Origin of the sequence: Brucella oryzae, assembly GCF_041929965.1 — a bacterium.
In the GTDB taxonomy this organism is placed as follows: domain Bacteria; phylum Pseudomonadota; class Alphaproteobacteria; order Rhizobiales; family Rhizobiaceae; genus Brucella; species Brucella oryzae.
This window is the reverse complement of record NZ_JBHEEO010000031.1, coordinates 19,752-42,563: the sequence shown is the minus strand read 5'-3', so window position 1 is coordinate 42,563 and position 22,812 is coordinate 19,752. Positions and strand designations below refer to the sequence as shown.

Genomic DNA, 22,812 nt, shown 5'->3' with positions numbered 1-22,812 from the left:
AAGGCTGGCCTGTAACCGAAATCGAAGCTCTTATGCCTTGGAACTTCAAGTCTAACGCCATCGGCTGACCGCTTACATCACATTGGTTTCAATGAGATGTGAAGCGTCTTTATCCGCACATCCGAAATAAAGCATATAATTTGCCAACGCTGCCGAAACCCCTGCCGTGCCATGGGCATATCCGATCAACGTATTATCACGCATCAGACTGTTGGCATTTGCTTTCAACACCCGATAGGCAAGACCAGCAACGCGCTGGATCGCATCTGCGAGCGGAAACTCTTTGAACTGTGAGTGCAAACGGATCAACATCATTACGGTACCGGCAACGCCACTTATGATGTCCATTTGAAAGTAATTTTGATAATCAGTGGCGACCAGCGCATAAGTAAGCTTGGCGAGTTCTGCTTCTACTGTTTTCAGGACCCTGATAGGGTTATTCTGGCTAATTTCACACAGTGTCCACAGTGTACCGGCTGTACCAGTATACGCTCCGAGCGTAGCATGGGGTATAAGTGCTAACTGTTGAGAAATTTGTTGTGCTATTTGCGTTGCAAACGCTCGAAAATCGGCACGTTCCAATCGACGGCCAATGATATAATAAGCTAATGCTATACCGGCCAGACCGTCATAAAGACTTATTTCGCTAATACCGGCTCGAATAGCTTTATCTTCCATGGCGTTGATTTGTCGCCAGTAGATAATTTGATCGTGTCTGCAGGATTTCTCTTTTACTGTATCCATTGCATAGTTTGCGTATTCATTAAACCATGCAATATCAGCTTCTGCGCAGGGCGCGAATTTTGGTGAAGATGCGGTCGATGCAGAGTTGGTATTTGCGCCAACCCGAACATTAAAAGCGCAAAATGCATGCTCAATATCATCAGTTATTAGCTTAACAACATCAACACTATTGCGCGCCAGTTGATGCTCAAATTTGCGCAGCGGGGAATGGTGGATAGGGATATCGAGCAAATCTCCGTTGCCGTCGATGATTCTGTTTCCGCCAAAATCAATTTCAAAATAGGGTACATCGCCATTTAGCAATTGTGTGATTTCAGATGAGAGAATGCTTTCATCATAATAGTCCCCACACAAAACATTAGCATCTTTATGCATGCTATTTCCATGCAAGGAAATGGGATGTCCCATATTATATAATATTTTTATGTATTCAACTGTAGCTCTGAAAAGAATTCGCACGCGTACTGTCTGAAATATGCTACTTATAATTTTCAGGAATTCTTCTTTATTTTGACTTATTAATTTAAGACTATCCTCGCATCCGCGAATGATGTCCTCTTTATAATCTCTAAAGTCAATCAGCTTTCCGTTGATCTTGACCTCAATTTCGTTTTTACCTGTCACAAAGACGGCGGCTTCCATTCGAAGAGAACTGGTTCGCCGCTGTGGATTGATCATCGTTTCAAGGTCAGTCTTAGTTTCTGGCGAAGCACTCAGCGGGCTTGTCTCAACCTGATCCTCCACGGCGTGGGTGGGCAAAAGCAGGGATGAATAGGAATGATAGTAGCTTGGGTTATCCTTTTTCATATCGGGTGTGCATGAAAACAAGGTTTCCAGGTCAACAATAACCGGAAAATCACCGTGAGCGATGACATTTTCCATGTGAAGATCAGTGGTCCCAAAAACTGACGCAAACGCAAGAAGCGACCCATAACGTCGGTAATAATCATGGATATTATCTGCCGCACATTCGAGATGATTGATGGCTTCGATCCACCCATAATCTCCTTTGTTTATTACCCGCGGTGCCTTATGGATGATTGAGCTCCGACCATTCCACCAGTCGATAAACTGTGCGTATCCTTGGTCGATATTCAGATTGCGGGGTTTGTAATAGACTCTTCCTGAAAAGCCAGTATCTGTTTGATAATCAATGCGCGCGGCACACTGCAAACCACGATGATAATCTCCGATAGGTGCTATTTTTCTCACTTTAAGTGCAGAACAATCACCACCCAGGTCGCAGATAATGTCATGAAAATCTGATGCGATGCGCTCAAGAAGGATCAATACATTTGAACAGATAAGTTTAACTTGCTCTTGCCAAAGAGACTGTAGTCCTGGATATTTTTTATAAAAAGCATCCAGATTGTTTTGCGTTAAAACATTTATAGAAAAGTACTCAAAACGCTCTTCCTCAGTTCTCCCTTGAAGCACGCCTCTTTTTTCAGCGTGGTTGAGCTCGAGGATCAGTGTGCGTTCCCACAATCTTCGAAAAACAGGAATGAACGATAACCGAATAAAATCGTCCAATACATCAATAGGAACCAAATCTGTTTCATGTGATCTGATTTCTGCAATTTCTTGAAGTAGTATTCTCTGATATATAGTAGAGAAGGCCTGATCGAAAAAAATCTCATGAGAATTTTTCACGTGAACACTACCGTAATTAGAGCACATCCCGAAAGGTGTGAAACGGTTTTCGGATAAGATGCGCGTAAAAAACAAACAGTTAGACGCCTATCTGATTCAATCAGATCGAAACGCGTTCTAATTTAAAAAAACATCGATTTCGATCTCAAACACAGCACTGCTTCCATTGATTGTTCCGGAAAAAGAGAACTGTGCTTTCCTGCTATTCTCAAAAGCACAATTATATTGTGCTTCTATTGAGACAGACCGATGGGGCCTTATTGGGCGCAGAAACTGCCAGTTCACGCGTTTAAGAAACAGAAAACGGAAGATCTGTCCTTGCTGAGCAAGTAAATATGAACAAGCCTGAAAGCCAAGGCTTTGTGTCGCACGATCAAGCAGAAGGAATGGTAAATTAAAACGATCTATTGTCTGAAAACTTACAATAAAAGTAATTATATTTCCGTCAATTTCGGCTTCAGACAGGTCAAATTTTTCGGTTTCGAAGCCTTCAGTGAAATAAGAATACTGATGCGTCTTGAGCGTTTCGATCAACTTCATGCGTCGATCCTATTTTGCGGTTGTCTGGAGTGATTATAAGAGCCATTCCAGACAACCTTTAGATGGTACTCAGACTATTGCCCGCAACCACTGCCGCCGCAACTGGAGCAAGCCGCCGTTCCGCAGCTATTCTCGCTACAAAGATCGCTGGAATGCCTGAACGAAAGCTTTTCGCCTACAACTTCTGCTGCAAGTGCAATGTCAAGAAATGAAACAATCATTGAATACGATCCTTATTTGAATCAAATTAGGCTTACATGCTCCGCATGAAGCAAAGCAGTAGCGATATAAATATTAGCAGAATGGATCGCCACGTCCTATTCCTATAAAGCGCTATAAATATTGTAGCGCTGGTTTGTGCCGCGCACTTTGAGCCTCAAAACCGAACTGAAAACTAAGTTAAGCGATTTCAGTAGCTTATGATCCAAAGCTACGGACAGTATGGCCTAGGCCGAAACCGCCAGGCCCGGCTATGTCAGACGAAGCTTACGTTATGCAAGCGACTGCACCGACGGGACTGTCGAGCTCTATTTCAGTAGGAATCGGGATCTACATGCCGCCAAAATTTTGCTGAAAGGCTTTGACCTGACACGGCGGATCAGAACGGATCACCATTGATGGCAGCCAGGCCAATTACAGCCCGAACGAATATTGCCGCAGAATGCTCAATTGAGTGTTGTGCACCGGAATGTTTCCAGCAATGCCTTGTTATAGGCAGGATACAGGGCACTGAAATCCAGTAGGAAAGACACAGATTTTCCTTGCGCAGCAAACGAAACACGATATTGCCCGTCCGTAATTTGTGTCACTTTTCCCTGATCAAGCAGCCGAAACAGCGACCAGGGGCCGTCTGCACTGGCAATTTCATGCCATTTATCGGTAAAGATTAATACTTTTGACGAGTTCTCATTGTTGGAAACCGGCCCGCTTACCGAAACTGTATCATTTTGCTGAGCGCTTGCGCTAACAGATGTGTCTCCGATCTGCATGATTGCTATGGCAATATTGTCCGGTAATTTTTGAGCCCTGATTTTTACAGTAAAGGATGGCATTTTCTGATCCGCTTGGAAAAAACTGCGACGGATCAGATCAGCCTTTTCAAACATGTCCAGACTGGCCTTGTTCAAAAATCGTGCGGAACTCTTCCGCCATCGCCAAGGCAATGATTTCGTATCGACATAGGGCTGCAAAGCTTCATTGGTAAAATGTGCGAATATACCGTCAGGCCCGAATAAACGGGTAAAGTCTTCCAGTGCAATTTCGTCTGATGTATTTTGCTGAAACGGGTAGCGGTTTGTTGTGAGCATTTTACAAATGCCATAATTTTGCTTATCCCATAAATTGCCAAGTGATTTCTTGATGGCTGTGCCCAATGTCGGTTTCGCATTCTCAGAAAACTGCTCCATCCACGGACGCAGTGGGAAAGGGAGTTCCGGTGTGAGTTCCTGTAACCGCCGATACTGCTCAAGCAGCTTGGTTTCGAGATCAGCACTCCCATCGGATGTGCTGTCTGCAGTGTCTAGACGAGCCTGAAGTTTTTCAATCCCGCTAAGGATTGAGAATAGCTGATCGGACAAAGGCAGCTCTGTTCCCGTGGTTTTATTATTCTTAAGAAAAGCCCGTAAAGACGCAAAGGGCAGTTTATCTTTCCACGATGAGCGATTATTTGCCAGCTCCAGATCACTGCTGACTTTGGTGTCAAACGGTATAAGCGCCGTTTGCTCCGCAATATTACTGAGCAATTTAAGCAAAGGGGCTTTGTAAGTCCCACGTATTTGCATGCCCTGTTGATTTGATACGACTGTAACCTCCGGTGGATTAATGCTAATATTCAGCAGATATTCTGTCCAGCGTTGATAAAAGTGAGTAGAATAAGTTGTGAGTACATCTTGTGCCAGCGTCGATGGATCTGCCGGTCGTATTTTTGACCAGACTTTCTCCGTCTTTATGACACTCTGAATAGCATCCGAAAAACGGGGAATAATAATTGTATCAAATCCGCTTTTTGTATAAAGTCCTGGTATTCTGTATTGGCTGGTTTCTGGACGGCGAAATGATATTATATCATCCGCATCCGGTCCAATAATCTCTGAGGCCTGCCAAGGGGAGAGACCTGCAGCCTGACTATACTGTTCCAATAGATAAAGCGCGCGACTGGCTTGGGAAAGATCAGTGAGTTGTAATTGGGCTTGTTCGATTAGGGCGTTATCCGGCCTGATCGGAACTCTACCTGCTCTGAACAAGTCTTTAATCTCACGCATCATCTGATCGTTTTGCGCATAATCTTGCCCTAATGTTTTAAATACATTTTGAGTTAGCTGCTGTAGGTCCTGCTCCGAAAGTACCAATCGTCCGGCAAGACTCAGATAGAGGGCAAGCGCATCAAAAAGATGATTCCGGCTGCTATAATTCGTTCCCGTAATACGCAGTTCTGTCTCCAGCTGCTGCACTATTTGCGGTAACAGATATTTATCGGCCAGTTGGTCGTGGGTTTCTATCAGGCTGCGGCGGAGGTCTGAGCCGACAGCCATCCTGCGCAGAAGGTTGGTATTTTGTTCATCCATCAGCTGTCGTGTCATGAGCAGCGGGGTCACAACAGATGTGAGAGAAAAGCTCTTTTGAGGATGCTTGTTCATATCAGAAAGAGCGGCATCGGTAGCGCTCAGTTTTGCAGAAAAGGCTGCAAGATATTCCCGTGACTGCCAGAATATATATGTCCATACACCGGCCGAAAGGCCTATAATCAGCAGAGAAGCAAGTACAAGGCCAGTTCGTCTTTTTCGTCTGCGTTGGCGTATGGCTGCAATATGTTCTGCTGTAGCTGTATCGTTATGAACATATAACAGGAAACTCTTCAGAAATCTGACATGATCTGTCGTGCAACAAGCTATTGCGGCAGCCCGTGGCGGTAAGCCTCCTATACCAGACAAGAATAAAGCCAGTTGTTCAAGGCGTTGTTTATATTGGTTGAGAAAATCAGCAAACCGAGCGGGGAACCAGAATAGAGCATGAGGCTCGTGCTGACCAGAAAAACGGTTCAGCTTTTCCGCAATCTGCGCTTCAATATCTTTTTGTAACGTTTTGAATCCTCGGGCGAGCATTGCCTCATATGCCGCCGCGTCGATTTTTGCTGTCACCGGAATGGTAATCCCCAGCAAAGCGTGGTTTTGTAGATCACTCACGGATTGGAAATATTCGGAAAATCCACTGATTGTTTGAGCATCTTTCAGCAGAAAATAGACCGGGGGAACATAACCGAGTCTGTGGTGCAGCTGTTTCGTCATGTCCATGATTGCAGCTTGCACATTCTGCCATTGCTGCTCATTGGTAATTGTTGCGTAATCGGTCGTTATGATCAAGCTGTTCACGGGCAGGGTCGTTATCCGCCGCGCACATTGACTGATAAGGTCAGTCCATAAAGCAGATAATTTCTGATCGGCAGACCTTATGGTTGAACAGCATTCCGCATAGATGGCAGAGGTGAATTCGGCCCATCCCGCTTGTCCGCGCCGGTCAAATTCGGAAGCAATGAGCTGGCCGCATGGGGCCAGCCGGATAATCTGCGGAATAAGAGGCGATGGATTTGCCTCACCCAATTGCATAATCAGGAACAGACCTTTTTTCTTGTTGCCAAGTTTGACTTTATGCTTTGCAAAAAAATGCTCAGTATCTGTATCGGTTGCTATATCGGGCTGTGTCGGTTCAATATCCGCCGCGGCGGTTTCTGAGAGAATAGATTTTTTTTTGACTGTCAGATAATATAATATTCCCGTCATCCAGAGCAGGAAAATTACTGCCAGCGCATAGAGGCGGTGGAGGTTATTTGCCAACGGATGATAACCGTAAAAAGACAGCAATGAACCCCAGCTCCAGACTGCTGAAGAAATCAGACTAGCCCAGATGAAAGTTACGCAAATCCATAAATATGAAATGGAGTATTTTTTATAATCTTTCATTTTAAAGATCATTACGGTTTATGACCAATTTTTGCCGCTTGGGCGTCAGATAAATCTCAACACGGCGATTTAGGGCGCGTCCCTCCGGCGTTGCATTGTCGGCAACCGGGTCAGCGGCACCCTTGCCGATAGCCCGGATGACAATGTCTGGCATCGCAGGCTGCAATAATCCGGCAATGGCCTGCGCGCGAGCCTGCGACAGAACCTGATTGGAGGGAAACCGGCGCGAACGAATTGGCTGGCCGTCTGTATAGCCCACCACGGTAACATCCGCGCCGGTCAGAGCGACAGCTTCAGCAATACGTTTAATTAAATCGATCGCATTCGGGGCAATCTTATCCGAGGCGGAGGCAAAAAGCGGATTTTTGAGAATACGTATGAACGGCGTTCCGCCTGCCGGTTTGAACAAGGCAATATCTCTGCCGTTAATTTCTGTCGCCAGAATTTCATCCAGTTGAGGAGCTGCCATAGCAGTCTGTACAGGAGCAGGTTCTGGATCCGGATGCTCATCGGCGGGAGAACGAACGGATAGTTGATAGCGCGTCAATGCATGGAGCTGCTCAGCCGCCTTGCGCTGTGCAGGCAAGATAGACATATAAAAAGCGACACTTGACAGTACATTTGCACCGATCAGCACGGAGAGTAGAACCGGCAGAACCGGCAGCCGTTTCCTGCGCGGACATGCCGGAAGCTGTTCAGCACTCAGCCCGACAATCGGTAATCGGCTGCCATAATCTGTAGCAAGCAGCTGGTAAAGCCGGTCAAGAATACGTTTTTTTTCTTGCGCCTGATGACCATGTAGACGCAGCCTTCCTTCAAAGCACAGTGCAAGGCAGTAATAGAACAAAAGCAGGAGTGGTTTATTAAGCGGTTGCGCCGCGAGCGCTTTGTTGAGAATTTCAAAAAAACGATCACCGCTGTTCACATCGCGGTGAAAATATGCGGCCAAACCATATTCCGCCCAGCCCGCCCTGACACGCCATGACTGACTTAAGACCGCATCATCAATGGTAGCGCATAAAATGTAATGGGCGACAGTAATGTCGTGATCTTTTACCTGCAGCTTGCCGAGGGTCTGACGGTAATGGGACAACATGCGCATGGCGAGACGATGCAACCGTCCGAGATCATGTATTCGTTTGGTAGATTTGAGAGAAATAGCAAAATTAATCAAAGATGCCGCATGGCCGACGAGAGCAGGATGAGTGTCAGGATCAAAACAGAAGTAAACCGGTCTGCTCTGTATTTTTCTCGCCACCGGATCGTGCTGCATCACTTCGCTGGATTGTCTGTTTTGTGCGGCAATATTCATTGTTTGAGCACCCATATCTGCATTTCGATATCAGGAAAGGGTGCTGCCAGATGGAGGGCAATGGCTTTGGAATGCAGGAGATCCCCCCAGATCAGTGCGTTGCGGTCCAGTTCAAAATAGACGGTAGATGGCTGATAGGGTAACTGGCGCGGAACGACGGTAAGTATCCGCAGGCCGATGCCGAAAATGGCCAGTTTCACCAATTTGACAATCTCTTCGATCGGGCCGATCTTGATCTGCGATGGTAAACGGCTCCGTATGTCTTCTTCAGGCAAAGAAGAACGAACGGCAAGAATACAGGTGGCATTCTCAAGTAATGCCGGATTGCCCAGTTTCCCGATATAAAGCCCGAATTGTTTTTTCACGAGATTGATCGAAATGACGCGCTTTTCAATCATGGAGGCCAAATCATTACGCAAAATCCGCAGCAATGCCGGAAAACACCGGTTCAAATCATCATGGTCATAAACCGGCAGCGGGACAGGGCGTTTTTCCACTCTTGTGAGTGCAGCTATATCGCCGGTCAGGGCAAGACATAGCTCGAAGAACTCTGCTGGCGGTGTTGTCGCAGCATGATCCAGCATATGCTTGAGCCGTGGTTCTGTGCGGTTGAGCGCTGACAAAAGCAGAAAATCCGCTGTTTCGGAAAGACTGAGTTGTGCCGGGCTGCCAATTCTTTGCGCGAGGACTTCCGCACGCCTTTCAATAAGCCCGATAAGCTCTTTCATGGCACTGATAAGGTTGGGACTTGCAGCACAATTCAGGCAGCAGGGAATAAAATTCTCATCCAGTTGCACGGATTTATCCGGCTTCACCTCAAGCACGCGGGCAATTTCAAGAACTGCCAAGCCGGTTAGCCGCGTGTCAGCGGCATCCGTCCGCTCGCTTACCAACTGAAGATTAAATTGCCCAATTTCAACTGGTGCCGTCGGGCTGATATCACCATTGGCATCCGCTACGTCAATTTCTTGCGTCCGGATACGACAAAATTTGCCAGTCTGCAGTCCGGGAGCATCGCTGCGCGCGATACCTGGTTCCTGCGCTTCACGGCGAGGCAATGCCAGATACACTGAATAACCCGCAGAGGTTTCCTTCAATTGCAAGGGTGCAGGCAAGGCTGCGTCAATCGGCGCTTCAATCATGCTGCCATCGGGCATGACAACGCGCAGCGCCAGTAGCGCCAGCTCACCGCGGGTCAGAGCACCGGTATCAATTTCCAATTTGGCAATACCGCGGAAATAGCCGGGCATCATATGCAGCAGAAGGTGCGTCATCCTTTCTGTCCAGCGGTCGGCCTGCTGGAAATGTTGGGGACGCAGAAACATACCTTCTCCCCAGATGACTCTGTTCTCACGATGCATAGGTTATATCCCGTGATTTGTTATTGGAGATCGTTCGCTCGTCAAATACCGCATCGCTACGATGCCATTGATGTGTGTCTGTAGCACCCAGCCAAATGTGATAACCAAGACGGCAATCTGCGGAGAGGCAGGCTGGAAGCACTGCAGTTTTTTCAAGTACCAGCTGAACGTCGAAGCTGAGTCCAAAGCCACAATAAAACCTGATCAGGTCGGCAAGCTGTTGTGCTTCAGGCTGGTCCGGCAGAAACCGGCGGAATTGCGAGTAGTCAAGCGGGCCGAGAATGACGCGAAAATAGGCAGCTGCATTTCTAGCCGAGGCGCCGATGCAGCTATCCGCGCCAAGCCGGGAACGTCCATTAAGAAAACTGCGTTCATCTTCCGGAACCGGTTGCCAGCGCGGCTGGAATTCAGCAATCTCAATCGGAATGCCGAATATATCTGTGAGCATAGCTTTGAGGCTTTCGGCATTGCGCCGGTCATCGGCAAACAACGCCGCATACTGCATGGCGAAAAGCTGCGGTTCATTTTTCTCATCCCTGTGCTCACATCCGGCAAGTGCTAGAATGGCATTCGAGAATGGATTTTGAGCGGGTTGGGTCCGGCGGCTTTGTCGGTGCGCACTGTATTTGGCGCTTGCCTCAACGAGCAGATCGGCCAGATTTCGCTGAAACAACGCAATAAAAGCAGCATAAGAATCGTTCCTGTTCAAAGTCTGCGCCAGCGCTGTTTCCTCATAACAAGGCGGCAAACATCCTGTGGCGCCGGTCAGGGCGGCGAGTGTTGTGGCAATATGGCTGCCATGCTGCCGGTCCTTGACCAGTCTGACCGGTAGCGGACTCAGCGATAGCTGCAATTGCATCATTAGTGCATCGTCTGGCAAATGCTGCCTGAGACGACGATAGGTAACGGCCGTGTCAAAACCGGAAATTTCCCGCTCCTCAGCTGTCGCTTTTATGGTGACCGACCCGCTCATACCGGCTTCCGAATAGATGGACAGAAAGGAAAGCGGACAACCGGCTCAGCAAGGTTCTCCATCCGCGCGGTTACACGGCTGAAACTGTTGATGGAGGTGTAAAGCTGTAAAAATCGATTGAGGACGGAAGCGAAGATAAAGATTCCGGCAGGGGATATGGTATCGGCGGAGAAGCAGATGTCAAAATCGGTCGCAGCTGCAAAACCGCCTTGTCTGAGCCGGTACATGGACGAGCGAGGTGTAACAGATTGAACCGAGTCGATAAATTTCTGGCCGTCGGCATCCTCATTTGCCTGATAAAGACGCAGAATTTCGCGCAGAGTTTGACCTGTATCATTGCTGATGGAGAGATGATTTACCCGCAGATGCGCAATAAACCGCCATAATTGATCACCGGATAATGGTTTTGCCACCGATGATGTGAAGGGCATTAGGCATCGGATTGCAGCAATCATACTATGCGGCTTTGCCGGCAAAAGTTGCAGACTGCCGTTGTTGTAAGGCAACTGATTGGGCAATTGTCCGTTGGTACAAAGCGCCTCAATCTGTGCGACAAATGATTGACCGCGATCCAGCGCGCTACCGCTGAAGCCGATCATACAATCCTCATCTTCACCGGCCGAGGAATCTCTGACAATCTGCCAGACCAGGCTGCTACTGCCGCTGCAGATCTTTGCATGACCAGCAGGATGGCAGAGAATCGTTGCTCCGTTCTCACTCACAGCAGTCACACAATCGACGGAATGAAATTTACGAGTCTGACGGAAGCGGTAATCTGGCACAAAAGGATATTGTTCCCGTTCACCGTTCACATGCACAGGCTCGCAACGCTGTTGGAACAGATTGATCACCGGTGTGGTATTGAGACTGATACTGTCGGCAGTCAGGTTTTTTCTCAGTGCACTATCCTGTCGGTCGAGATAAATGGTCAGCGTCAGTTTTTTGCTTTGCCAGTTTTCAAGGCCGGATATATCGAAGAACAAAAATTTGTGCTTAAGAGCGAAGAATTCACTCAGCAGCCGCAAACCGGTATGAAAATGAGCGGATGGCTGTAACAAACCCTCTTCATCTGCGAAGCCTGCCGGTACTATGTGATCGCTTGATAGAAATTCCGGTTCTTCCGTGTCCTGTGTATTGCAAAGGCTCATGCCCACCGCATTTGCAAGAATGCGCATATAAAGCAGGCTTGCCTGTTCCCATGTGCCGGAGAGATGAAAGCGAAGGGTCTTCAGACCGGCTGCTCCGAGATGGCCGTCCTTCTTTAATGGCGAGAGCGATATTATGAGTGCGCTTTGTGCTGTGTCGAACGGACATGATGATAGGACCTCCCTATCCGTTTCATAGCGGACATCAATGATCTTTGCGGGAATGAGGTCCACGGCCTGCGTGGTGCGAAAACGGCATTTATCGCCGTTTATATCATCGCTTAAAAGTTCAAATCCGCGCGGCACCCGCTGTACTGCTGTGAGATCCGGCGAAGGCACCAAACTGACAAGGCTCATCGCGGGACGCGGCGCCAGAAGATGCGGATAAATCGCCTCAATCAGACCCGCAGATAATTCAGGAAAACTATCTTCAAGCTTGTGTCTGATCCTTGCGGATATAAATGCAAAGCTCTCAATCAACCGCTCAACATGGGGGTCATCTGCAAGACCCTCCACCAATCGCAACTTCGCTGCCGCTTCCGGATATGTGCGGGAAAACACGGTTGCACGTCGCCGCAACGTCTGCAACTCATCATGATAAAACGCCAGAAACTCTTTCTGCATAGTGCTCTTCCAGTTGAATATATCGGGATGAAAGATCAATCACAGACCGGAAAGCCAATATTTGCAGCTCAGGCGTGCAGCAAAGCTCAGCCTCGATTATCAGTTCCAGACATCTTGGAGAAATACGCTTCGTATCAGACAACGAGACATAAACCTGCCGCAGCCGCGGTTCAAAAATCAAAATCTGGCGCTTGATCATCGCTAGAAAACTATTGCATGCGGTCTCGTCATCCACGCTTATTGCAGCCATTTCCGGCAAGCCATAAAGGGGCAGTGCTCCGATGTGATCATTACCTGATACTGATGCAAACCCAGGATAGCGGCGCGTATTAAACAAGGCGATGAGATTGCGGCGAATATCGTCGGCAACTTCATCCTGTATCGCTGTACCTGACGGCATAGCAATCACAGGTTGTATCAGGCGATCAAGGACTGAGGGGATAGAGCGCATTTTCTTCATGCGGAATAACCTTCCGCAACGCGCGCAGTGGCAGGCAAGGTTTCGTCAATAAGCAGCCGGAATGTTGCATGGAGTTTATCCAGATGCAGATGGGGCTGTAATTCCAACATGCAGCTATACAGACCGGGCCGCCCTGCAATCTCACGCACAGATACGCGAGAGGCGCGCAAAGGATAGCGTATCCGTAACGCAGCGTCACGATTATGGCCCGCCAGCGTATAGGTAAGCAGCCAGTTTTGCAGTCGGTCTTGTAATTTATCCACGCTCGTATGGCTGCCGATTTCATCCCTCATGATTGCTTTCAAACAGTGGGCAAAGCGTGAGACACACAGCACATACTGCAGCATACCCGACAAGGCTGCATTATCATGAGCTCGTAGGTCCGGCGGCAGATACAGGCTCTGACTGACGTTAAAAACCAGACCCGACATAAGATAAGAGGTTGCAACCGGAATGATGCCTGCAGCGCAGAATTGCTGTTGCTGATCGGTAGTCAGGCGAACTTCAACCGGCGGCTGGCAGAGTATTCTGTCGAGATCATCCGGCCCTATATAAGGCGGCAGTATATTTTCACCGATATAGCCGCCTTCCATCGTATTCTCAGTGATCCCGCAAAGCTCGGAGAACCAGCCGTGCCGGATAAAGTTGCGCATGACATTGATCGCAAAAGCAAAACAGCCATTACCAAACCGCAACGTTGACCCATCGGGCGCGACATATTCCTCAAAATGAAAACTGTCTTGTCGCAAACTGGCTCTGTAAGGACTGCGCAATAAAATGCCCGGCGCAACAAGACCGAGAAAACGGCTATCCTCGTGCTGCCGCAATTTATTCCAGCGGGTAAATTCCAATCTGGTGATCCGGCTGATCAAATCCGGTAGTCGGTTCAGATCCCCGTAACCGGACAAACCCAATGCACAGGGCGCTGCACCGGCCACAAAGGGGCAGAAGGCTGCAGCAGCAATGGCGGCAAGTACCGTAAGTATATTTTCGGTACCATCCGGTCCGCTTAGGTCGGGACCCAGCATATAGTCACCGATGAGGAGCCCGAAAGGTTCTCCGCCGGGCATGGCAAATTCCTGATTATAAATCAGCTCAAAAAGCCACGTGTGATCAAACTCGCAACGGTTGCAATCCTGGCTGATTTCCAACCAATCCGCTTGCAATAACTTCAGACGGACCTGATTGCCTTTCGGCAATGCATGGACCAACAAAAGCACCCCCCGCCACCGACACTCTGCAGCAATGAAATCGGGATGCTGCATAATGGCATTGACTTGAGCATTGATCAGCTGATCGAGCCGCACGATGACACGATCAGCAGTCAAAGGCGGTGTTTCCGGTTTGTTGCTACTTGATGCCGGACTCAATGATCAGCCTTTTGCAGGGATACGCGCCACAAGCCGCAAAGATGTGGTCAGTTCTTCCATTTGCAGCCATGGGCGCATCCATGCCACCGCATTATAAACGCCAGGTCTGCCAGGCACTTCCTCTACGCTGATACTGGCATCTCGCAGCGGATATTTGGCACGGGTATCCGCGCTAGCATCTTCATTGGCATTGACATAAGCCGATATCCACCGGTTAAGCCATGCCTCACAGTCGGATGCCTCCATGAAAGAGCCGATTTTATCGCGTCCCAGAACCTTCAGGAAATGTGCGAAACGCGAGGTTGCTAGAATATAGGGCAGACGCGCTGATATAGCTGCATTGCTGGTTGCTGCATAACTGTCGTATATACTTGGCTTCTGCGTGGTTTGTGCACCAAAGAAAACCGCATAATCCGTGTTTTTGTAATGGCACAGCGGCATGAAACCCAGTTTTCCAAGTTCTGCATCGCGTCGGTCTGTAATGCCGATTTCTGTTGGGCATTGCAGATCAATATCGCCATTATCACTGATAAAGGTATAAAGCGGCAGATTCTCGGTCTTGCCGCCGTTTTCAGCGCCTCGAATAGCGGTACACCAGCTGTTTTTGGCAAAAGCATCGGTCAGGCGCGCCCCAAAAACATACGCAGCATTCATCCAGCAATAATTCTCATGCGGCAGTTTTCCCTGCGGATAGGCAGCGGTTTCGTCAAAGTTGAATTCTTCAATCTGTGTCGCATTGGGTGCATACGGTAACCGTGCCAGAACGCGCGGCATTGTCAGCACCATAAAGCGCGCATCTTCCGTTTCACGGAAACTGCGCCACTTGATATATTCAGACGTCTCAAAAATTTTCGCCATATCGCGCGGGCGGCTGAGCTCACGATAATCGTCAAAGCCAAACATTGCCGGTGCTGCGGCAGCGATAAACGGCGCAAAGGATGCGGCGGCAACACCGGATATGTTGCGCATCAGATCAACATCTTCCGCAGAGTAGCCGAAACTGTAATCACCGATCAGCGTGCCGATCGGTTCGCCTCCAGGGCTGCCGAACTCAGCCTCATAAACAGCTTTGAAAAAATGCGACTGATCGAATTCAACCGCCCGTGCCAGATCTTTTTGCAGCTCCTGTTTCGTAACATTAAGCATACGCAGCTTCAATTGCGTGCCGGTTTCACTGTTTTGAACGAGATAATGCTGCCCGCGCCAGCTGCCTTCCAGAGAGCTGAATTCTGGTGCCTGCATGATCGCGCCCAACTGCCTTGAAATCAAAGCATCGAGCCTGTCAACGGCGTCACGGATTGTTATCGAAAAATTGCGGTTGAAGGTGACTGTTCCAGCCAGCGCCTGATCGGTCAAGGTGCGCAATAATTGTTCCACCCGGTCCGGCGCTGTTTGTTTGGTCGCTGCAATGATCTGCGGCAACAGGCCTGCTTCCTTGGTGTCTGTTTTGATATCCGTATCGGCCTCTAATTGTGCACTCATGTCTGAAACATCCTGATTGGGGGGGGGCTTTATACTGAACCTTTACGAGCTTTACTCATTGAGGTCCGGTTAAGTCCGTGCGGCGATTGAGCGTTTGCAAGGCGTGATGCGTCAGCATCCTAGTGCCTTGATATTATTGTGGATTTTCGTCGGAAGCGATCTGAGCTGTGGTTTGGCCTGCAGGCTGCGCATCGCCGAGTTCCGCGATCAGTTTTTCAAGATCGACCTTGTTTTGCAGTATATTCTCGAGCATGGACTCCAGATCCATAGAGAGATCGGCCTTGCTCATCAGGTCTCGCAGAATATTCCGGATTTCGAGCAACCGCTTCAGCTCCGGTACCTGCTCCACAATCGCAGCAGGCTCAAAATCGCTCATTTTCTCAAAATGCAGCGTGACCGGCAGATCGGTGCCGGTGTCTTCCAGCATATTGGGCACGCGCATGGAGACGGCCGGCGCGATGTTGCGCATTACATCATCAAAATTATCACGGTCGATTTGAATGAATTTCCGTTCATTGAACGGCTTTGACCTGTCGCCGGCATTCCCGGAAAAATCACCGAGTACGCCAACAACAAAGGGCAGTTCCTTCTCGACAGATGCCCCCTCGGTTTCAATTTCATACTTGATGTGAACCCGAGGCTTCCTTACGCGGTCTATCTTGTCATATGTACTATTCATTGCCGATCTCCTTTGCGGGACGAAAATTTAACGATTGTCGGAGTTGTCAGGTTGAATGCCCGCGCTCATCAGAATGACGCGACGCGTATCGGCATCGGGCAGCAAATCCTCAAGCAAAGCGTCAAAGGGCAGATGTCCGCGGCGGATCAGCGTTTCCAATGCAGGCGCAAGCGGGGACTGCGGTTCGTGGCGCCGAAAAAAATGCGCGACATCACCGAGCAAACGCAAAGCCAGCTCACGATTGGTAATCTTTATGGGATAAAGTTCTGCCGCCTGATCTGCAGGCTCTGGAGGGAGTTGCAAGACATCATTCGAAGTCTGCTCAGCCTGAGAGTCGGTCTCATTAAAACCGGTTAGATCATTAATGGCGCGGGTGCACGCATCCAGGGTGGCTAGAAGATTGGTGCGTGATGCAGGATGGGCAGGCAGCAGGCTGTCAAGGTGGGCCAGCATTGCCTCATAGGCCCTGATGCATGCGCCGATTTCCTCACGTTGCGCCTGCATCGCGGAACTGCCCGTATCGCGAATTGTTTGTGAGAGTACACGAAACGGTTCTTGTTCCCGCGCTGACATTCCGCATTGATAATGCCACAAACTATGCTCGCCATAACGGCTTTGCGGCACAAGCGGGCAAAGGCGCAGCGGCTGAATGAGCACACCTTCACAGCCCTCGCCGCTGAGTTCGGTAATCGGTGCGATCCAGTATTGCGGGCTATCCGTTATCGGTTCGATAGAAGTGAGAGCAGTGCCGTGATTATCGGCAAGTCCGTGCGTAAAGCTGAAGGCTTCTGCAAGCCCCGCAAACCCTTCGAGGCGGAGAGCCGCTTCTGCCAGCCAACTGCATAATTCCAGATCAGCGCAACCGGCGGCGAAAAGATCCATCAACTGCTGACGGATCATTTTCCAATGTTCAAGTGCCGTCGCAGATATGTCGCCATGCTTTTCTTTCTGCCTGGCAGACATACGCAAATCTTTAGCGGTATAATATAAATCTCGCACGGCTGAATCGTAACGCGGGTCGAGAATACTTTCTGCATTATTTTGCATTATTATATTCTATTATAGATGTTCTTGAACAAAATGTGATGGCTTAACTATATATTCTATATTAAATACGAGGGATGAGCGGTATATCAATAGCAATATATAGTGGGTCGTATATTGTTATTTTTCTAAAATTTAAAATATGCAATTCATGGAATGCTCTTCTTTGTAGAAAAGATAGGCAGTTTTAATCCTTTTTCCTATTTAGTTTGATCAATTCCAGCAATTTGCTTTGCGAAATTCATGAATTTAAGGAACCGTAAGAATGGGGCTCTATCTTAAGATTGACGGCATTGATGGCAATGCGACTCACGAAGCACACAAAAATTGGATCAATATCGCTGCTATTGATTTCAACATCAGTCGTTATATCACCAGTAACACCGGGGCTGTATCCAATCGAGAGGGAGTTCAGCCCGCCTTCAGCGATCTTCATATCAGTAAATACTACGATAAATCAAGTATAAAACTTAAGCAGATGGCCTCGTCAGGGATGCCTTCAAAGAAAACAATAATTCATTTTGTTACTACTGGTGATCCAGGTGAGACTTATTTGGAGATTACATTAAATAATACCCTGCTATCGAATTATACGTTAAGCGGCGGCGGTGATCAGATGCCGCAAGAGCAAATTGCTTTAAATTTTACTGATATCGAATGGAAGTTCATAGAGTACGATCAAAATAACAAGGCTCAATCGCCTTTAGTTGCAGGATATGATCTTGCGACCTGTAAAGTAAAATAAATGAGATAGCACGGGTGGTTTCAATCTAGGAATATTTGGAGATACGCGGGCTTTTCCCTAAATCTAACTTCATAATTCAGAATTTTTATTCTTACCGCAGCATATTACGGAGTAAAAAAGGGAAATGTTTGCAGAAATGCAAAGTACATATAGTTCGGATAGTCGTTGTCTGCGCCTGACCGTGCCGGGCCTATCCGGCGAGTTCCATGCTGTATGTGCTGAAATCCATGAATACGTGAATCAGCTATTTCGGGCAGAAATAGAGTTTACAAGCTTTGAAGAAATCCATCCCGAAAAACTTATTGGCAGGAACGTCGAGATCGAATTCAGCTTCTCGACATCTGTTTCACCTGAAACGTCTGCCAGGCCAGTCAGTAGATATCTTAACGGCATTGTGACGCAATTGCAGTTTCAGTCTCCAGACACCCAGAAACCGCGTCATTGCCGAATAGTCGTTCAACCCGATCTGTGGCGGCTCAGTCAGTCTTCAGACCACCGCATTTGGCAGCATATGAGTGCCGTTGATGTGGCTGGGGCGTTAATCAAAGAATATAATCAATCCTCTCCTGAATTCCGTCTGCAGACACAGCCTTCGGTTGTCGAATATAGTGTGCAATACGGTGAAACGGATTTTGAGTATATGGTACGCCGATTGGAAGAGGCGGGGCTTTTCTGGTGGTTCCATCATGACAAAGGCCGGTGTCGGTTTTGTATCGGTGATCGGCCTGCGTCCTGGATGAGCGCGCAAGAATGGGCGGATGGCACAGCCTCGTTTTTTCTCAATAACCGTCAGAACGGGCGGGAGCATATCTTCTCATGGCAAGAAGCATTCCAATATGTACCGCGCAGCCGTGCTGGCGCGGACTGGAACTTTGAAATGCCAAATGCAGCTATAACGACACAAGTGCCGTCACTTATTCAACAGGCAGATTCATCTGGAAAGGGTTTTTTTTCTTATCCTGTTGGCGTTCAGACAAATGAAGAGGCAGAGAACAGACAAAAATTGCTGCTGTTGGCAGATGAAGCTCAGTATTGCATGATTGACGGTCGCAGTACGGTGCATTTGCTGGCGCCAGGGCGGATGTTCACGCCGGCCTATCTAAAGGGTGGACAGATGCCAGATCACGTCATTATCGGTATCACCCATTACATCTCCGCAGCTGCCCCCTCATCGGGAGAGCAGAATCCAGTATACCATAACAGGTTCACAGCAATACCAGCCAATATACCACTGATACCACATAACAAGCGCGCTGCACCTCATATTGAAACTACGCAGATTGCCGTTGTGGCAGGGCCTGACAATGAGCAGATTCATTGTGATAAATATGGTCGCGTAAAATTATGGTTTCCATGGGATCGCAAGGCCAAAAAAGATGGTTCGGATACGTGCTGGATACGTGTTGCGCAGATTTGGGGCGGATCGGGCTGGGGCGCGCAAATCATTCCACGTGTGGGAACTGAAGTTGTGGTGTCCTTTCTGAACGGCAACCCGGATAAGCCGGTGGTAACTGGTGTGGTGGCAAATCCCCAGACCATGCCTGCTTATAAATTGCCAGATTGTAAGACGCGGCTGACAATTCGCTCCCAGAGTTATAAAGCCGAAGGTTTTAACGAGATTTCCCTTGAAGATGCAGCAGGTGAAGAGCATTTCTTTATCGCTGCACAAAAAGAAAAAACTGAACTAACTGGCGGTAGCCATATGAGCCGGGCTGCTCAACACGCAATCAATGCCATCGGTGGCAATCAATCTCACCGGACTGGCGGTAGCAGTAAGACGGAAACGGCGGGATCCGTACATATTGCGGTTGGTGCAGATGGCGCCGATGCAAGGAAAGTATTCAATGATCTTTCGGCCTTGAATCGGAAAACTACGGAGCTTTTGGACCAGGGGGCAGGGCTTTCCAGTGGCAACGGAGCCGACGGTTTAAAGGCTCTGGCGCAAGCTTTGCGTACGCAAAAACTCGGTTTCTGGTCGCCTGACGGCCTCCAGAAACAGAACGATTATCTGAAGGATGATGGGCTGAATGCCGGCAAAACATTGGCAGAACTGGGTGTTGAGCTTGGCAAAGATATCAACCAGGCCTTTCAAGGTACAGGTGAACATCATACCATTATCAGCCGCCTGCGTTCCGAAACTATTGGTCATGCCTGTGTCGATCAGGTTGCTGGAGGCAAGGTTCTTCATGTCGGAGGCATTTATCTGAACCATACGGCACAGGAAAAAATAACCACTGTCGGCAAGAAACTAAGCATGCTTAGTGGCGAAGCTACTGATATCCAGTCAAAGAAAATTGAAATCTTTGCTGATAACCATATACGCCTTTCCACTCCAGGCGGTTACATAGAACTGAATAAAAGCGGCATCATCATTCACGGGCTTAAAATAGATATTCAAGGTAATCAGGTTGATTTTCAGCAAGGCGGTGCGGGCACCGGAGTGACAAAGTCACTCCCGGACGGTTGAGGGAACAGATATGGTTGGAATGCCAATCGCACTATTGGGACATAACCATATGTGCCCGCGCACGGAAATGGTGGGCAATGTTTCTATTCCGCACACTGGCGGGCCGATCATCAATACGCAGCAAAGCTTTGTCACCGTATATGGCATACCGGTAGCCACCGTTGCGGACAAGGCGATTTGTTCAGGCGTCGGCCAGTTGGACGAGATTAAGGGTGGATCATCTACTGTTCATATTCAGGGCAAAAAAATTGCCCGCATGGGTGATCGTTGCCAACACGGAGGACTCATCGTGCAGGGCATTGCGTGGATCACACTCGCATAAATCAGAAATAGAGCGGCTGAACTTCAAGGCGATAAAACGTACACCAAAAGACTGACCGAGGACCATTATTCCTCATTCAAGTCAACAATAAATCCGTGGTAACATCTCAATTCATTCGTTTGGCATGATTAATCAAAAATGAAATGATCATTTTTTAGTTTTTATGAGACGAAAAATCACGACGCGGAGAACAGGATCGCCGTGTTGCGATTGACACCCGTTAATTCCGCTGCTGAGCGAGCCTTGGTATCGCGCAAAATACTTCGAGAGCTCAAGTTGAATCCTTTTCGGGAGCCTGCTTTGCCGCCTACTCTGAGCATCCGACAAAATAGCCTTTCTGAGCTATCTATCTCCGCGCCTTGATTAAATTACCGTCTCCCCCTTCATAATGGACCTTATCCGGAGGATGAGAGGTAGTTTGCGGTTTCCAGTGGGCGTCAATGAGTTCTACGAATCTTCCAATCCTGTCCCAAAGGCCGCTGACGGGTTGCTTCGCGGCTTGTCGTAGGAGAGCTTGTGATTTGAAAAAGCCTTTCTATGGGATCCAAGCCCGGACTGTAGGGCGGCAGAAAATATCAGCGCCGCGCCCGTCGCTTCGATTATCTCACGTTTTACCGGCTGTTTATGACTGGAAAGATTATCGACGATGACGATATCGCCTGGCTTTAGAGGCTGAATCAAAAAGCGACAGGCCGTGGCGAACATGGTGATTTTCGAGTACCGGAACGCAATGTACTTAAAGTACATGAGCACCGGAACGCAGATAAACGCCATTTACAGACCGGCATGGCGACTTTTGGAACAGGCTTTTAGTGCCGCAGTGAGAACTTGACTGACATAAGCCACGAACCATTCACCATTGATAAGTCCATCACTGACGAGGGGCAGGACCATTCATCGTGTTTCACTGTTCGGCAAGTTATATGTACGCGAACGCGCAAGCAGCTGCATTCACATGGCCGATCATTGGGCGCTGCGGCCGGGTTCTTGCACCCGAGCCGTTCAGCAGCAAATGTAGGCTGAGCGCGGCGCAGTAGACATGGAGCGGCGGCGCGTTAGTTCGGGCGAGTGTCCGCTAGGTTCACATCAGGTTCGCTGAACCTACCGAGCGCTACATATCTGTAGCGCACTTTGCAAGTAAGTATTTGATTGTCTTGGAGTTCGAATGGTGGGCGTGACAGGGATTGAACCTGTGACCCCTACGATGTCAACGTAGTGCTCTCCCGCTGAGCTACACGCCCATTCGATGTGGCGCATACACCATATCGCGTTGCGCCCGTCAATGCCCTTTTATGAAGTTTTTTCGTCTTTTTGTTGATGACCAAACAAAGGGGCCCAAATCGGCGAAATCCCCTCAGGCGGCGATCAGCATTTTTTCGATTTCGTTCACCAGATCACGCAGGTGGAACGGCTTGGAAAGCACTTTCGCGTCGCGCGGCGCGTCCGAATCGGGGTTGAGGGCGACAGCGGCGAAGCCAGTAATGAACATGATCTTCAGATCCGGGTCGATTTCTGTCGCGCGCCGTGCCAGTTCGATACCGTCCATTTCCGGCATGACAATGTCGGTCAGCAGAAGGGAGAAAGGCTCTTCCTGCAATCTTTCATAGGCACTCGCGCCATTGTCGAAGTGCGTTACGTGATAACCGGCTTTTTCCAACGCCTTGACGAGGAAGCGGCGCATATCATTGTCATCTTCAGCTAGAAGGATTCTCTTCATTGTTCCGTCCGAATTCTGTGTCGTGTTCATCGCCCAAAAGCTGACCCTTAACGACTCAATATCCACCGTAGAAAACGCTTCTTTGGTAAATATGGAATGAATGCTCGCGTGAATGTTAATTGTTATGGCGCGTATTTGGCAACAAGCTGTTCAGTGTGACAGGATTGTCGCATATGCACGCTGTGCAAGGAGGCAAGATTCGTCTTTTGGCCATTTGC

General features: G+C 48.6%; 16 protein-coding genes, 1 tRNA gene and 1 pseudogene. 3 read left to right on the top strand and 15 right to left on the bottom strand.

What is annotated here, in order from left to right; all coding sequences use genetic code 11:
- Window positions 1-72: 72 nt before the first annotated feature.
- From lanM to JNC70_RS21010, 12 genes are all read right to left on the bottom strand, one after another.
- Window positions 73-2,397, bottom strand: a complete 2,325-nt coding sequence (lanM, locus tag JNC70_RS21065) for a type 2 lanthipeptide synthetase LanM (protein WP_374788914.1) — start codon at window positions 2,395-2,397, stop codon at window positions 73-75.
- Between the two features lie 117 nt (window positions 2,398-2,514).
- The gene (locus JNC70_RS21060) at window positions 2,515-2,937 is read right to left on the bottom strand and encodes a hypothetical protein (protein ID WP_104755307.1); all 423 of its coding nucleotides are present in this window, start codon (window positions 2,935-2,937) and stop codon (window positions 2,515-2,517) included.
- A gap of 665 nt (window positions 2,938-3,602) precedes the next feature.
- Complete coding sequence (locus tag JNC70_RS21055; protein ID WP_167394048.1) at window positions 3,603-6,893, bottom strand: ImcF-related family protein; 3,291 nt, start codon at window positions 6,891-6,893, stop codon at window positions 3,603-3,605.
- A gap of 1 nt (window position 6,894) precedes the next feature.
- Window positions 6,895-8,205 carry a type IVB secretion system protein IcmH/DotU gene (gene icmH, locus JNC70_RS21050; RefSeq protein WP_167394047.1) on the bottom strand — a complete coding sequence of 437 codons (1,311 nt, stop codon included), beginning with the start codon at window positions 8,203-8,205 and terminating at the stop codon, window positions 6,895-6,897.
- Window positions 8,202-9,530 carry a type VI secretion system baseplate subunit TssK gene (gene tssK, locus JNC70_RS21045; RefSeq protein WP_167394046.1) on the bottom strand — a complete coding sequence of 443 codons (1,329 nt, stop codon included), beginning with the start codon at window positions 9,528-9,530 and terminating at the stop codon, window positions 8,202-8,204. The genes icmH and tssK overlap by 4 nt, the downstream gene beginning before the upstream one ends.
- Window positions 9,531-9,555: 25 nt before the next feature.
- Window positions 9,556-10,539, bottom strand: coding sequence for a type VI secretion system baseplate subunit TssG (gene tssG / locus JNC70_RS21040; protein ID WP_104755303.1), 984 nt, complete (start codon window positions 10,537-10,539; stop codon window positions 9,556-9,558).
- A complete protein-coding gene (tssF, locus tag JNC70_RS21035) occupies window positions 10,536-12,308 on the bottom strand; it encodes a type VI secretion system baseplate subunit TssF (RefSeq protein ID WP_104755302.1) in 1,773 nt (590 codons plus the stop codon). Before tssF ends, tssG begins: the two co-directional genes overlap by 4 nt.
- Window positions 12,277-12,768: a type VI secretion system baseplate subunit TssE gene (tssE, locus tag JNC70_RS21030; protein WP_104755301.1), complete on the bottom strand. Its 492-nt coding sequence runs from the start codon at window positions 12,766-12,768 to the stop codon at window positions 12,277-12,279. The genes tssF and tssE overlap by 32 nt, the downstream gene beginning before the upstream one ends.
- The gene (tssC, locus tag JNC70_RS21025; RefSeq protein WP_167394045.1) at window positions 12,765-14,096 is read right to left on the bottom strand and encodes a type VI secretion system contractile sheath large subunit; all 1,332 of its coding nucleotides are present in this window, start codon (window positions 14,094-14,096) and stop codon (window positions 12,765-12,767) included. The genes tssE and tssC (JNC70_RS21025) overlap by 4 nt, the downstream gene beginning before the upstream one ends.
- 45 nt (window positions 14,097-14,141) lie before the next feature.
- A complete protein-coding gene (gene tssC / locus JNC70_RS21020) occupies window positions 14,142-15,620 on the bottom strand; it encodes a type VI secretion system contractile sheath large subunit (protein WP_104755299.1) in 1,479 nt (492 codons plus the stop codon).
- Between the two features lie 133 nt (window positions 15,621-15,753).
- Entirely contained in the window at window positions 15,754-16,299 is a 546-nt protein-coding gene (gene tssB, locus JNC70_RS21015) for a type VI secretion system contractile sheath small subunit (RefSeq protein ID WP_104755298.1), read from the bottom strand.
- Window positions 16,300-16,326: 27 nt separating this feature from the next.
- The gene (locus JNC70_RS21010; RefSeq protein WP_104755297.1) at window positions 16,327-17,346 is read right to left on the bottom strand and encodes a type VI secretion system protein TssA; all 1,020 of its coding nucleotides are present in this window, start codon (window positions 17,344-17,346) and stop codon (window positions 16,327-16,329) included.
- A 262-nt stretch (window positions 17,347-17,608) separates the two neighbouring features.
- Here JNC70_RS21010 and JNC70_RS21005 point away from each other — a divergent pair, with 262 nt between their 5' ends.
- From JNC70_RS21005 to JNC70_RS20995, 3 genes are all read left to right on the top strand, one after another.
- Window positions 17,609-18,088, top strand: coding sequence for an Hcp family type VI secretion system effector (locus JNC70_RS21005; protein ID WP_104755296.1), 480 nt, complete (start codon window positions 17,609-17,611; stop codon window positions 18,086-18,088).
- A 124-nt stretch (window positions 18,089-18,212) separates the two neighbouring features.
- Complete coding sequence (locus tag JNC70_RS21000; RefSeq protein WP_104755295.1) at window positions 18,213-20,555, top strand: type VI secretion system Vgr family protein; 2,343 nt, start codon at window positions 18,213-18,215, stop codon at window positions 20,553-20,555.
- A 10-nt stretch (window positions 20,556-20,565) separates the two neighbouring features.
- Window positions 20,566-20,877, top strand: a complete 312-nt coding sequence (locus tag JNC70_RS20995; RefSeq protein WP_104755294.1) for a PAAR domain-containing contractile injection system baseplate protein — start codon at window positions 20,566-20,568, stop codon at window positions 20,875-20,877.
- Between the two features lie 395 nt (window positions 20,878-21,272).
- Here JNC70_RS20995 and JNC70_RS20990 read toward each other — a convergent pair.
- The 3 genes and pseudogenes from JNC70_RS20990 to cpdR form a co-directional block, all read right to left on the bottom strand.
- Window positions 21,273-21,558 (bottom strand): annotated as a pseudogene (locus JNC70_RS20990) (transposase); the annotation flags it as partial.
- Window positions 21,559-22,043: 485 nt separating this feature from the next.
- Window positions 22,044-22,118 (bottom strand) — tRNA-Val (locus tag JNC70_RS20985).
- 113 nt (window positions 22,119-22,231) lie between these two features.
- Entirely contained in the window at window positions 22,232-22,594 is a 363-nt protein-coding gene (gene cpdR, locus JNC70_RS20980) for a cell cycle two-component system response regulator CpdR (protein ID WP_002966536.1), read from the bottom strand.
- Window positions 22,595-22,812 lie beyond the last annotated feature (218 nt).